The sequence below is a fragment of the Mesorhizobium sp. 2RAF21 genome (assembly GCF_052115345.1).
GTDB classification, from domain to species: Bacteria; Pseudomonadota; Alphaproteobacteria; order Rhizobiales; family Rhizobiaceae; genus Mesorhizobium; species Mesorhizobium terrae.
In genome coordinates, this window is the sequence record NZ_JBFRGM010000012.1 from 200,465 (window position 1) to 214,118 (window position 13,654).

General features: G+C 64.5%; 7 protein-coding genes and 1 pseudogene. 1 reads left to right on the top strand and 7 read right to left on the bottom strand.

Annotated elements, in window-relative coordinates:
• Positions 1–21 precede the first annotated feature (21 nt).
• Positions 22–1,650 (bottom strand): beta-galactosidase BglA, encoded by a 1,629-nt coding sequence (gene bglA, locus AB4136_RS21060; RefSeq protein WP_137901054.1) that lies wholly within the window; start codon positions 1,648–1,650, stop codon positions 22–24.
• Positions 1,647–3,656, bottom strand: a complete 2,010-nt coding sequence (gene glgX / locus AB4136_RS21065) for a glycogen debranching protein GlgX (RefSeq protein ID WP_441931567.1) — start codon at positions 3,654–3,656, stop codon at positions 1,647–1,649. Before glgX ends, bglA begins: the two co-directional genes overlap by 4 nt.
• A gap of 210 nt (positions 3,657–3,866) precedes the next feature.
• On the opposite strand from glgX, the gene AB4136_RS21070 reads away from it, so the two are divergent.
• Complete coding sequence (locus AB4136_RS21070) at positions 3,867–4,310, top strand: SRPBCC family protein (protein ID WP_024925230.1); 444 nt, start codon at positions 3,867–3,869, stop codon at positions 4,308–4,310.
• A 44-nt stretch (positions 4,311–4,354) separates the two neighbouring features.
• Here AB4136_RS21070 and AB4136_RS21075 read toward each other — a convergent pair whose 3' ends face one another.
• The 5 genes and pseudogenes from AB4136_RS21075 to AB4136_RS21095 form a co-directional block, all read right to left on the bottom strand.
• Positions 4,355–5,983 (bottom strand): alpha-D-glucose phosphate-specific phosphoglucomutase, encoded by a 1,629-nt coding sequence (locus AB4136_RS21075; protein WP_137901056.1) that lies wholly within the window; start codon positions 5,981–5,983, stop codon positions 4,355–4,357.
• Positions 5,980–7,431: a glycogen synthase GlgA gene (gene glgA, locus AB4136_RS21080; RefSeq protein ID WP_137901057.1), complete on the bottom strand. Its 1,452-nt coding sequence runs from the start codon at positions 7,429–7,431 to the stop codon at positions 5,980–5,982. The genes AB4136_RS21075 and glgA overlap by 4 nt, the downstream gene beginning before the upstream one ends.
• A gap of 3 nt (positions 7,432–7,434) precedes the next feature.
• Positions 7,435–8,700, bottom strand: coding sequence for a glucose-1-phosphate adenylyltransferase (gene glgC / locus AB4136_RS21085; RefSeq protein ID WP_024925227.1), 1,266 nt, complete (start codon positions 8,698–8,700; stop codon positions 7,435–7,437).
• Positions 8,701–8,807: 107 nt separating this feature from the next.
• Positions 8,808–10,961, bottom strand: a pseudogene (gene glgB, locus AB4136_RS21090) (1,4-alpha-glucan branching protein GlgB); the annotation flags it as partial.
• A gap of 103 nt (positions 10,962–11,064) precedes the next feature.
• Positions 11,065–13,533, bottom strand: coding sequence for a glycogen/starch/alpha-glucan phosphorylase (locus tag AB4136_RS21095; protein WP_024925225.1), 2,469 nt, complete (start codon positions 13,531–13,533; stop codon positions 11,065–11,067).
• Between the last annotated feature and the right edge of the window lie 121 nt (positions 13,534–13,654).

Below are 13,654 nucleotides of genomic sequence, written 5' to 3' on the forward strand. Positions count from 1 at the left end.
GCTCTCCCGCTACTTTTCTGTTTAGCGCAGCCGGCCGAGAAGCGTCCCCAGTGGCGGCAGCAAGACCCCGCTATCGCCGAGCGTCGCCCGCGCTCCTGAAAGATCGAACACCTCGGCGATCTCGAACCCATCCGGCAGTGGCCACGAGCTCTCCGTCCCGCCGAAATTGAACAGGCAGAGCAGCCGCTGCCCGTCCGCTTCGCGCATGAAAGCCAGCACGTCGCCCTCCGCATCGAGGAAACGGATCGAGCCCCTGACCAGCGCGGGGTGAACTCGGCGCAGCGCAAGCGCTGCGCGGTAGGCGGCCAGCACGCTGCCATCATCGCCAGCCTGGACATCGACGGCACGGGCGCGATGCTGGTCCGGCACCGGCAGCCAGGGTTTCGCGGTCGAAAAGCCGGCATTGTCGGCGCCCACCTGCCACGGCATCGGCGTGCGGCAGCCGTCGCGCCCCTTGAAGCCCGGCCAGAAGCGGATTCCGTAAGGGTCGCGCAAATCCTCGAAGGCGAGTTCGGCCTCCCGCAGGCCGAGTTCTTCGCCCTGATAAAGACAGATCGAACCGCGCAGGCAGACGATGAGGCCGACCGCGAATTTCGCCACAATATCAGTATCGCCGCCCAGCGGCGTCCAGCGACTGACATGGCGCACCACGTCGTGATTGGAAAAGGCCCAGCAGGCCCAGCCTTGCGGCGCCGCCTTCTCGAATGCCTCGACGCAGCCGCGCACATGCGCGGCCGAGAAGGCACCGCCCAGAAGGTCGAAGGTGTAGCACATGTTGAGACGGTCGTTGCCCGACGTATAGGCCGCCATGGTCTGCAGCGAGCGCCCCTCGTCGCCCACCTCGCCGACCGCGGCGCGGTTTCCATATTCGTCGATCAACGCGCGGAAACGCTTGAGGAACTCCAGGTTCTCCGGCCGCGTCTTGTCGAACAGATGCTCCTGGAAGAGATAGGGGTTGGTCTCGTTGAGCGTGCCGGCGAGGCTGGCAACCAGCGGCGGGTTGGAGCGCAGCCAGCGGTCGTGGACAAAATAGTTCACCGTATCGAGGCGGAAGCCATCGACGCCGCGCTCCAGCCAGAAGCGCACCGTTTCCAGAAGCGCGGCCTGAACAGCGGGATTATGGAAATTGAGGTCGGGCTGGGCGGCCAGGAAATTGTGCATGTAATATTGCCGCCGCGTCGCATCCCATTCCCAGGCCGGGCCGCCGAACACGGAAAGCCAGTTGTTGGGGGCGGAACCGTCCGGCTTGGCCTCGGCCCAGACATACCAGTCAGACTTGGCGCTATCGCGGCTGGAGCGGCTCTCTTGGAACCAGGCGTGTTTGTCGGAAGTGTGCGACAGCACCTGGTCGATGAAGACCTTCAGCCCGAGGCGGTGCGCCTCCGCCACCAGCGCATCGAAATCGGCCAGCGTGCCAAAGATCGGGTCGACGTCGAGATAGTCGGAGACGTCGTAGCCCATGTCGGCCATCGGCGACTTGAAGAAGGGTGACAGCCAGACCGCATCGACGCCAAGCGAAGCGACATGGGCGAGACGCGCCGTGGCGCCGTTGAGGTCGCCGCTGCCGTCGCCCGTCGTGTCCTGGAAGGAGCGCGGATAGATCTGGTAGATGACGCAACCGCGCCACCATTCATGACCGGCAGTGGTCATTTCGCCTCTCCCTTGTCTGGCCGTCGCTTGCGTTCGCTCATGAATACTAACGCCCTGCCCTCGACCCGGCGCCAGGCCTCCGCGTCGGCGGCGGGGTCCAACGCGTCGACCCAGCTGTAGCCATCACGCACCGGCAATACGAAGGTGGAAGCGCGGCGGTCGCCATTGACGAGCACGGCAAGCCGGCCACCGTCGGCGTTCGCCGCGCCCAGAACCATCGCCAGGCGTCGCCGGCGCGGGTCGTTCCAGGCGCTGTCGTCCATCGGCTGGCCGGTCTCGGTCATCCACTCGACGTCGGCGCATGCATCGCCGTTCAGCGGCCGGCCGGTGAGCAAGGTCGGATCGCGCAGTGCGGGTACAGCGCCGCGCAAGGCCGAGAGTGCCGCGACATAGCCTTCCAGCGCGTGGTCGCGGCCGGCCCAGTCCAGCCAGGTGACGGCATTGTCCTGTGCATAGGCATTGTTGTTGCCGCGCTGGCTGCGCCCGAACTCGTCGCCTGCGGTCAACATGATGGCGCCGCGCGAGGCAAACAGGGTGGCGAGCAGCGCGCGCTGGTCGCCAGCCCGATGTTGCACGACGCCGGGATCGTCGCTCTCGCCTTCGACGCCATGGTTCCACGACTGGTTCTCGTCATGGCCGTCGCGATTGGCCTCGCCATTGGCTTCGTTGTGCTTCTTCTCGTAGCTGACGAGGTCGGCCAGCGTCATACCGTCATGGGCGGCGATGAAATTGACCGTGCGGCTCACTGTGCCGGGAAACACATCCGAAGAGCCGGCCAGCCGCGTCGCCAGCCGCCCGACCATGCCGGTATCGCCGCGCCAGAAACGGCGGACGTCGTCGCGGTATTTGTCGTTCCATTCCAGGAACGGTTGACCGAACCGGCCGAGCTGATAGCCGCCTGGGCCGATATCCCAGGGTTCCGCGATCAGGATACGGTCGGAAAGAACAGGGTCCGCGCGCATGGCGGCGAGCAACGGCGCGTTGGCGTCAAAACCTTTGTCGTCGCGCCCAAGCACCGGTGCCAGGTCGAAGCGAAAGCCGTCGACGCCGGCGTTTCGCACGAAGTGGCGCAGGCTGGCCAGCACCAGATCGCGCGCAGCCGGGTGGTCGCAGGCCAGCGTGTTGCCGGTGCCTGTTTCGTTGACGAGGCGCCCGTTGGACGCATGGCGATAATAGGCGCGGCTGTCCAGTCCGCGCAGCGACAGGGTCGGGCCGCGCTCGTCACTCTCGCCGGTGTGGTTGAAAACCAGGTCGAGGATGACGCCGATGCCGGCCCCATGCAGGGCCTTGGTCGTGCTGCGCAGATCGGCGATCCCCCGCGGCGCCAGGCGCGGGTCCAGTGCCATGAAGGTGACCGGGTTGTAGCCCCAGCCATTGGTCAGGCCGAGCGGCGGCAAATGGCGCTCGTCGATCTTCGCTGTCACCGGCATCAATTCCACCGCCGAAACGCCGATCTTCTTCAAATGATCGATGATTGTGGGATGGGCGACTGCGCGCAGCGTGCCGCGATCTTCGTCCAGCACATGCGGATGGCGCATGGAGAAGGAGCGAACCGACAATTCGTAGATCAGTCCGCCGGGCTCGAACAACGGCGACCGCGCCGGCACGGGATCGGACAAGGCGCGCACCACCGCTTTCGGCATCAACGGCGCGGTATCGCCGCCTTCGCCGCGCCGGGCGGCAAGCCTGGCATCGTAGACATAGGGGCGATCGATCTCGACGGCATAGGGATCGACCAGCAGCTTTTCAGGATCGAACCATAGGCCGCGTTCCGGCGCATAGTCGCCGTCGGCGCGCAGGCCGTAACGCGCACCCTCGCCGATGCCGCTCACACGCAGCCGGAAGATATCGTCAGCCCCGCGCGCCATCGGCAGGCGTTGCGTCTCACGGTCATCCGCATCGAAAAGGCAGAGCTCGATCTTGCCGGCCTGGCTTGACCAGACCGCGAATTCGGTGCCGGATCTGTCGGGGCGTGCTCCGAGAATGGCGATCCTCCTGGAACGAATTCATCGTCACCGGCGACTCGCCAGCATCCAACAATAGCAACCTTGCCGTATCTCGGAAGCCGTCGGAGTGGCTGTCAGGAGGTTGCAGCACTCTTCAGCCAAATGACCCGCTTGGGCTGGACAATTCGCCAGGGATCGAGAGGGTCAGGTGCACCTGAAACCAGAGCAAGGGACGATGTTTCCCGCCCATAATCGATGAGGAGTAAGGTCATGCCCTATACCATCCACCTGCATCGCGTCCTCAAGGCCCCGCCCGAAAAGGTCTATCGCGCCTTTCTCGATGCGGACGCATTGCGCCGCTGGCTGCCACCCTACGGTTTCCTGTGCAGTGTCGACCATGTCGACGCCAAGGTCGGCGGCACCTTCCGCATGTCATTCAAGAACTACACGACCGGCCAGGCGCATTCGTTCGGCGGCGAGTTTCTGGAACTCGAGCCCCATCGCAAGCTGGTCTATACCGACCGCTTCGACGACCCCAACCTGCCGGGCGAGATCAAGGTTACCGTCGCGCTCACCGAAGTGTTCTGCGGCACCGACATCAAGATAGAGCAGGCCGGAATACCGGATATGATCCCGGAAGCCGCCTGCTATCTCGGCTGGCAGGAATCGCTGTTGCAACTCGCCAATGTGGTCGAGCCCGATATCCGCCAGTAACAACAGCGGCGGTCGTCAAAAGGGAACGGCGCCTCCGAACGGCCTCAGGTGATCACGCTCGGCTTGTTGCGGCCGGTATGACGTTTGATGCCGGCGATATCGTCGGCGGCGGCGATGAGATCGGCCAGCGCCACCTGCGTGTCGATCCCGTGCTTGGCCTTGTCCGACTCGTAGCGCTCGATATAGACGCGCAGCGTCGCGCCCGAAGTGCCGGTGCCGGACAGGCGCAGCACCACGCGCGAGTTGCCCTCGAACAGGATGCGGATGCCCTGTTTCTCGCTGATCGAGCCATCGACCGGGTCGTGGTAGGAAAAGTCGTCGGCATTGGCGATCTTCAGGCCACGCACCGTCTTGCCGGGCAGCGAGGAGAGCTTGGCGCGCAGCTCGTCGACCAGCGCATTGGCGCGGTCGCTGTCGACCCCTTCATAGTCGTGGCGCGAATAATAGTTGCGGCCGTAGGTCGCCCAATGTTCGGTGACGATCTGCAAGGCGCTTTCGCCGCGCGCCGCCAGGATCGACAGCCACAACAGCACCGCCCATAGCCCGTCCTTCTCGCGCACATGGTTGGAGCCGGTGCCGGCGCTTTCCTCGCCGCAGATGGTGGCCATGCCGGCATCGAGCAGATTGCCGAAGAACTTCCAGCCGGTCGGCGTCTCGTAGATGCCGATGCCGAGCTTTTCGGCCACGCGGTCGGCGGCGCCGCTGGTCGGCATCGAGCGGGCGATGCCCTTGAGGCCGTCCTTGTAGCCCGGCGCCAGGCGCGCATTGGCGGCCAGCATCGCCACCGAGTCCGACGGGGTGACGAAGATACCCTTGCCGATGATCAGGTTGCGATCGCCGTCGCCGTCGGAAGCGGCGCCGAAATCCGGTGCGTCGGGACCCATCATCTCGTCATAGAGATGTTTGGCGTGGACGAGGTTCGGATCCGGATGATGGCCACCGAAATCCGGCAGCGGCTTGAAATTGCGGCAGGTGCCGGCGGCGGCACCCAGCCGATGCTCGAGGATTTCCTTGGCATAGGGACCTGTCACGGCATGCATGGCGTCGAAGCGCATGCGGAAGCCCGATTTGAACAATTTGCGCAGCGCGTCGAAATCGAACAGCGTCTCCATCAGCTCGGCATAGTCGGCGACGGAATCGATCACCTCCACCGTCATGCCGCCGGCCTTGACCGTGCCGATCGTATCGAGATCGATCGGGGCGATGTCGGCGATCTTGTATTCCTTGATCGCCTTGGTGCACGCGAAGATGGCGTCGGTCAGTTTCTCCGGCGCCGGGCCGCCATTCTCGGCATTGTACTTGATGCCGAAATCCTCGTGCGGGCCGCCGGGATTGTGCGAGGCCGACAGGATGATGCCGCCGAAAGCCTTGTATTTGCGAATGACGTTGGAGGCGGCCGGCGTCGACAGGATGCCGCCCTGCCCCACCATCACCTTGCCGAAGCCGTTGGCGGCGGCAATGGCGATCACCTTCTGCGCCACCTCGCGGTTGTAGTAGCGGCCGTCGCCGCCCAGGATCAGCGTCTTGCCCTCAATACCCTGCAGTGCGTCGAAGATCGACTGCACGAAATTCTCGACATAGTTCGCCTGCTGGAATTCCGGAACCTTCTTGCGCAGGCCCGACGTGCCGGGCTTCTGGTCGTCATAGGGCTTGGTGGCGACGGTGCGTATCATCGTTGGGCAACCTTCCTTGCAAGCAGCGAGCGATAGAGCTCGACATATTTTCCGGCGCTGCGGTCCCAGGACACGTCGGCCTTCATGCCCTGCCGCTGGATCGAGGCCCAGGCGTCGGTGTCGCCATGTGCCTGCAGCAGCCGGCGCACGGCGTGCAGCAATGCATCGCCATTGTTGGCGGCGAACTGGAAGCCGGTGGCGACCCCGGCCGCAACCGCGGCCTCGTTGGCATCGATGATGGTGTCGGCCAGACCGCCGGTGCGCGCCACCACCGGCACGCAACCATAACGCAGGCCGTAGAGCTGGGTCAGCCCGCAGGGCTCGAAGCGCGATGGGATGATGATGGCGTCGCAGCCGCCCTGCATGACATGCGACAGCGCCTCGTCATAACCGATGACGGTGCCGACGCGGCCGCGATGGCGGGCGGCGGCGGCCAAAAGCGCGCCTTCGAGACCCGGATCGCCGGAGCCTAGAACGGCCAGTTTGGCACCGGCGGCGACGATGCCGTCGGCCATGGCGGCGAGGATATCGATGCCCTTCTGCCAGGTCAGACGGCTGACCACGCAGACGATCGGGCTGCCGTCGCTGGCAAGATTGAAGCGCTCCTCGACCGCCGCGCGGTTGGCGGCGCGCCTGGCCAGGGTGTCGGCCGTGTAGGTCGAAACCAGGTGCTTGTCGGTGGCGGGGTTCCAGATGTCGGTGTCGATGCCGTTCACGATGCCGTGGAGGTCGGCGGCGCGCAGATTGATCAGCCCGTCCAGCCCCATGCCGAATTCCGGCACGCGGATTTCCTGCGCATAGGTCGGGCTGACGGTCGTGATCGCCCAGGCCGCCTGCAGGCCGGCCTTGAGATAGCCGACGCCGCCGTAATATTCGACGCCGTCGAGGCTCATCGCCTCCGCCGGCAGGCTGAGTTCGCCGAAAATGCCGGCGCCGAACTGGCCCTGGAAGGCCAGATTGTGCACGGTGATCAGCGAGGGCGTGCCGACCGCCTTGCCGTAGCGCATATAGGCCAGCGTCATCGCCGCCTGCCAGTCATGGGCGTGCACGATGTCGGGCTTGTAGCCGTCGATGCCGCCGCCGGCGATGTCGCCGCCGACACGGCACAAGGCCGCGAACCGGCGCCAGTTGTCGGGCCAGTCACGGCCGCCGGCATCGCCATAAGGCCCGCCGACGCGGTCGAACAGATGCGGCGCGTCGAGCACCAGGAGATCGAGCCCGGCGACCTCGGCCGCATAGACCGCCGCCTTGCCGCCATGCAGGGCCGGATAGGACAGAAGCGGCTTCTTTTTCTTGAAGGCGTCCATCACCACCGGATAACCGGGCACCAGCGAGCGCATGGCGACGCCCTTGCCGGCCAACGCGATCGGCAGCGCGCCGGCGACATCGGCCAGCCCGCCGGTCTTGACCAGCGGGAATATCTCCGGCGTCACGGACAGAACCTGCATGCGCTACGACCCCAATTTGTCGATCATATCCTGCGTTATCAGACAGATACCCTTTTCCGAAACCCGGAATCGCTTGGCATCCTCGACGGGGTCTTCGCCGACAATAAGGCTTTCTGGGATTTTCACGCCATGGTCGATGACGACATTGGTCAGCCGCGCGTTGCGGCCAACCGTGCAGTCCGGCAGCATGACGACATGGTCGAGGCTCGAATAGGAGTTGATGCGCGCGCCGGTGAAGATCAGGCTGCGCTTCAGCGAGGCACCCGACACGATGCAATCGCCCGACACCAGCGACGACACCGCCATGCCGCGCCGCCCCTCGTCGTCATGCACGAATTTGGCCGGCGGCTTCAATTCGGCATAGGTCCAGATCGGCCAGTCGCGGTCGTAGAGATCGAGTTCAGGCGTGATGTCGGTCAGGTCGATATTGGCTTCCCAATAGGCGTCGATGGTGCCTACGTCGCGCCAGTAGGGCCCGGCCTCCGCCGTCGAACGCACGCAGGACTTGGCGAAGCGATGGGCGACGGCTTTGCCGTGCTCGACGATGTAGGGGATAATGTCCTTGCCGAAGTCGCGGCTGGAATCGGGCGTCGCGGCATCGCGGCGCAACTGCTCCATCAGGAACTTGGTCTTGAACACATAGATGCCCATCGAGGCCAGCGCGTAGTCCGGCTTGTCGGGGATGCCGGGCGGATCGGCCGGCTTCTCGACGAAAGCGATGATGTTGTCCTTGGCGTCGACATGCATGACACCGAAACCGGTCGCCTCCATGCGCGGCACTTCGAGGCAGCCGACGGTGACGTCGGCGCCGGCATCGACGTGCTGGCGCAGCATCATCTCGTAGTCCATCTTGTAGATGTGATCGCCGGCGAGGATCACCATGTATTCGGGCCCGTAGGCCTCGATGATGTCGATGTTCTGGTAGACCGCGTCCGCGGTGCCTTCATACCACTGCGTCTCTGAAACGCGCTGGCTGGCGGGCAGGATGTCAAAACTCTCGTTTCGTTCGGGCCTCAGGAAGTTCCAGCCGCGCTGCAGGTGGCGGATCAGCGAATGCGCCTTGTATTGCGTGGCGACGCCGAGGCGGCGGATGCCGGAATTCAGCGCGTTGGACAGAGCGAAGTCGATGATGCGGGTCTTGCCGCCGAAATAGACGGCAGGTTTGGCGCGACGGTCCGTCAACTCCTTGAGGCGACTGCCGCGCCCACCGGCCAGAACATAGGCCATCGCATCGCGCGCCAGCGGTTGCGTCCGTTTGAAATCCGCCATTCTCAGCCTCCCTGCTTTGCCTTCGGAACCGCGCTTTTCCTGATGCGCGCCGCCGTAGCCGACTTCGCCTTTCCCGCGACCTTCCTGCCTTCGGTCGCGGGCATGAATTCCAGCATCACCGTCGCCAGCGGCGGCAGCACCATCACGGCGGCGGTGCGGCCGCCTTCGGCACGCGCCTCGACAGTGCCGCCATTGCCCCTGCCGGAGCCGCCATAGGCGGCAGCGTCGGTGTTGATGATCTCGCGCCAGGTGCCGGCCTCCGGCAACGGCACGCGGTAGTTCTCGCGCGGCACCGGCGTGAAATTGGTGACGACGGCGACCGGGTTGGCGCCCGGCGCCTTGCGCAGCCAGGCAAAGACCGAGTTCTCGCGGTCGTCGACGATCAGCCATTCAAAACCTTCCGGCTCGCAGTCGCGCGCATGCAGCGCCGGCTTTTCGCGATAGAGGCGGTTCAAATCGCGCACCACGTCGCGCATGCCGCTGTGCGGTGCATATTGCAGCATGTCCCAGTCGAGTGCGCGGGCCTCGCTCCATTCGCGGCGCTGGGCGAATTCCTGGCCCATGAACAACAGCTTCTTGCCGGGATAGCCCCACATGAAGGCGTAATAGGCACGCAGCGTGGCGAACTTCTGCCAGTCGTCGCCGGCCATCTTGCCGATCAGCGTCGCCTTGCCGTGCACCACCTCGTCATGGGAGAGCGGCAGCACGAAATTCTCTGTGAAGGCATAGGTCAGGCCGAAGGTGATCTGGTTGTGATGGTATTTGCGGAACAACGGCTCGCGGGCCAGATATTCCAGCGTGTCGTTCATGAAGCCCATGTTCCACTTGAAGCCGAAGCCAAGCCCGCCTTCGTGAACCGGGTGGGAGACCTTTGGCCAAGAGGTGGATTCCTCGGCGATGGTCATGACGCCGGGATGATGGCCGTAGATTTCCTTGTTCATGCGCTGCAGGAAGGCGACGGCCTCGAGGTTCTCGCGGCCGCCCTTCTCGTTGGGGATCCACTCGCCGGCCTTGCGTGAATAGTCGAGGTAGAGCATCGAGGCGACCGCATCCACGCGTAAGCCATCGACGTGGTATTTCTCCGCCCAATAGAGCGCGTTGTTGACGAGGAAGGACAGCACCTCGCCGCGACCGAAATTGTAGATCAGCGTGTTCCAGTCGGGCTGGTAGCCCTTGCGTGGATCGGCGTGCTCGTAGAGCGCGGTGCCGTCGAACTTCGCCAGTCCGAACTCGTCGGTGGGGAAATGCGCCGGCACCCAGTCGAGGATGACGCCGACACCGGCGCGATGGGCACCGTCGACGAAGCGCGCGAAACCTTCCGGATCGCCGAAGCGGGCGGTCGGCGCGTAGAGCCCGGTCGCCTGGTAACCCCATGACGGGTCGTAGGGATGCTCGGAGATCGGCAAAAGCTCGATATGGGTGAAGCCGGTGTCGACGACATAGGGGATCAGCCTTTCCGCCAGTTCGTCCCAGGTCAGGAAGCTGCCATCCTCGTTGCGCTGCCACGAACCGGCATGGACCTCATAGATGGAGATGGGCTGGCGCCGCGCTTCGGTTTCACGCCAGAACTTGCGATGCGCGGCATCGCCCCATTTGTGCCGCGAGGGCGCCGCCGTCACCGAGGCGGTGGCCGGGCGCAGTTCCGAGCGGAAGGCGAAGGGGTCGGCCTTGAGCGGCAGGCGCGCGCCCCTCGCCCCAACGATCTCGTATTTATAGGGGCGGCCCTCGCCAAGGCCGGGAATGAAGATTTCCCAGATGCCGGTGTCTTGCCGCAACCGCATCGGATGGCGGCGGCCGTCCCAGGCATTGAAATCGCCGACCACGGAGACCCGCTTGGCATTGGGCGCCCAGACGGCGAAATGCACGCCGCTGGCGCCTTCATGGTCGATGAGATGCGCACCCAGCTTGTCGAACAGGCGCAGATGCGAACCCTGCGCCATGTAATAATCGTCCATCGGACCGAGCACCGGGCCGAAGGTGTATGGGTCGGTGATCCACCATTCGCCGCCCGAATTGCGGGCATGGTATTTCAGCGGCTGACGCCGGGTGATCGAGACTGGTCCCTCGAAGAACCCGGCCTCGTTGCGGCGAAAGAGTTCACCGACAGGCTTGCCGGCGAGCGTATGGGCAGTGACGGTTTCTGCATCGGGGATGAAGCAGCGGGCGACAAAACCGACGCCAGTCTGCTGGACGCCGAGCACCGCGAAAGGGTTGCCATGCGTCCCCGCCACGATCGCCTTGACGTCGCTGGCCGAGGCCAGCCCTTCGGCCTGGTCGCTCGTCGCGGTCGCGCGCGGCTTTTTCGTCAAGCGGTACCCCTCCCTGGGTATCCGGCCACTTTGGCGTGGCCTTCATGCAATCACATCACACAGGCACGTTCCAGATTTCTTTCGCGTATTGGCGAATGGTGCGGTCCGACGAGAACCAGCCCATGCGCGCCACGTTGCGAATGGCGCGGGCGTTCCAGTCGGCACGATCATTCCAGACCGCGTCGACCTCGCGCTGCGTGGCGGCGTAGGCATCGAAATCGGCGGCGACCATGAACCAGTCGCTGTCATAGAGCCCGTTCATCAGGTCGCGATAACGGTCGGGATCGTGCGGCGAGAAAACGCCGGACGAGATCGCCGAAATGGCCTGCGCCAGTTCCGGCAAAGCTTCGATGATGGCGCGCGGCTGGTAGTCGCCACGGCGGCGCTCGGCCACTTCGTCGGCCTTCAAGCCGAAGATGAAGATGTTGTCGTCGCCGACATGTTCCTTCATCTCGACATTGGCGCCGTCGAGCGTGCCGATGGTGAGCGCGCCGTTCAGCGCGAACTTCATGTTGCCGGTGCCGGACGCTTCCATGCCGGCGGTCGAGATCTGTTCCGACAGATCAGCGGCCGGCATCATGATCTCGGCCGCGCTGACATTGTAGTTGGGCACGAACACCACTTTCAGCAGACCGCGCACCGCCGGGTCGCCATTGACGACCTTGGCGACGTCATTGGCCAGTTTGATGATCAGCTTGGCGTTGTGGTAGCTGGGCGCCGCCTTGCCGCCGAAGAATTTCACGCGCGGCGTCCAGTCCTTTTCCGGATGCGAGCGGATCTGGTCGTAGAGCGCCACCGCCTCCAGGATGTTGAGCAGCTGGCGCTTGTATTCGTGGATGCGCTTGATCTGGATGTCGAACAGCGCCGACGGATCGACCCGGATGCCCAGCCGGTCGGCGACCAGATTGGCCAGCCGCGTCTTGTTGGCGCGTTTGACGGCGGCGAACTTGTCGCGGAACGCTGCATCCCCGGCAAACCGGTCCAGTTCCTTGATCGCCTCGATGTCGTCGAGGAAACGGTCGCCGATGGCCTGTCGCGCCAGCGCCGTCAGCCCGGGATTGCACTGGATCAGCCAGCGGCGCGGTGTGATGCCGTTGGTCTTGTTGTTGATGCGGTCGGGATAGAGCCGGTGCAGGTCGGCGAACACGGTCTGCTTCATCAGCTCCGTGTGCAGTGCCGACACGCCGTTGATCGAATGCGAACCGACGAAGGCGAGATTGCCCATGCGCACGCGGCGGTCGCCATTCTCCTGGATCAGCGAGATCGCGGCGATCTGGTCGCCGGAGAAGCGGTTGGAGGAACGCGCCTCCTGCAACACCTCGGCGTTGATGGCGTAGACGATCTGCATGTGGCGCGGCAAAAGCCGCTCGAACAGCGGCACCGGCCAGCTTTCCAGCGCCTCGGGCAGCAGCGTGTGGTTGGTGTAGGCGAAGGTGCGCTTGGTGATGTCCCAGGCCTGGCTGAAATCCATGCCGTGGACGTCCATCAACAGCCGCATCAGCTCCGGCACGGCCACCGCCGGATGGGTGTCGTTCAAATGGATCGCGGCCTTGTCGGGCAGCGAGGCGAGCTCGCCATATTGACTGAGATGGCGCTGCACGATGTCCTGCAGCGAAGCGGTCGAGAAGAAATATTCCTGCCGCAGCCGCAGTTCCTGGCCGGCCTTGTGCGAATCCGCCGGATAGAGCACCCGCGACAGCGCGTCGGCCTTGTTGCTCTCGGCCAGCGCGCCGATATGGTCGCCGGCATTGAACTTGTCGAGCAGGATCGGGTCTACCGGCATGCCGGACCACAGCCGCAGCGTGTTTACGCGTTTGGCCTTCCAGCCGACCACCGGCGTGTCGTAGGCAACCGCCAGCACATGCTCCAGCGGCTTCCAGACATGGCGCTCCAGGCGCCCGTCCTTGGCGGTGACGGACTCCACCGAACCGCCGAAACCGACCTCGAAGGAGCGCTCGCGGCGCTCGAACTCCCAGGAATTGCCGTGGTCGAGCCAGGTTTCGGGCAATTCGACCTGCCAGCCATCCTGGATTTCCTGGCGGAACATGCCGTTGGCGTAGCGGATGCCATAGCCATGCGCCGGCACGTCGACGGTGGCCATCGATTCCATGAAGCAGGCGGCGAGCCGGCCGAGGCCGCCATTGCCGAGTGCCGCGTCCGGTTCCAGCGTGGCGATTTCGTCGAGGTCGACGCCGAGCGAAGCCAGCGCCTCGCGCATCGGGTCCATGATGTCGAGATTGGAGAAGGCGTCGCGCATCAACCGGCCGATCAGGAATTCGAGCGACAGGTAGTAGACCCGCTTTTCCTGCTGCTCGTAGGTTTCCTTGGTGGCGCTGATCCAGTGGTCGATGATGCGATCGCGCACCACCTTGATCGAGGCGGTCAGCCAGTCATAGGGCGTGGCGACGGTGGTGTCCTTGCCGACCCGGTATTTGAGGGCCATCAGCACCTCGGACGCCAGCGTCTGCGGGTCGGGATGGTCGAGAGCGGGCAGCGAAGCACTAAGCGTCTTGGTGCGGGTCATGTTGCCTCTCGCGCAACCGGCAATCAGGACCTCTCCGTCTCGCCGGGAACCGATTTTGCCTTTCAACAAGCATGCATAGCAGGACCATCTAGCCCATACCAGACAGTTGACTAGAATTTTT

Bases quoted from the DNA above. Each gene is read 5' to 3' on its own strand.
- bglA (WP_137901054.1), bottom strand. From the start codon at position 1,650: ATGACCACTGCCGGTCATGAATGGTGGCGCGGTTGCGTCATCTACCAG.
- AB4136_RS21095 (WP_024925225.1), bottom strand. From the start codon at position 13,533: ATGACCCGCACCAAGACGCTTAGTGCTTCGCTGCCCGCTCTCGACCAT.
- AB4136_RS21070 (WP_024925230.1), top strand. From the start codon at position 3,867: ATGCCCTATACCATCCACCTGCATCGCGTCCTCAAGGCCCCGCCCGAA.
- glgC (WP_024925227.1), bottom strand. From the start codon at position 8,700: ATGGCGGATTTCAAACGGACGCAACCGCTGGCGCGCGATGCGATGGCC.
- glgA (WP_137901057.1), bottom strand. From the start codon at position 7,431: ATGCAGGTTCTGTCCGTGACGCCGGAGATATTCCCGCTGGTCAAGACC.
- AB4136_RS21075 (WP_137901056.1), bottom strand. From the start codon at position 5,983: ATGATACGCACCGTCGCCACCAAGCCCTATGACGACCAGAAGCCCGGC.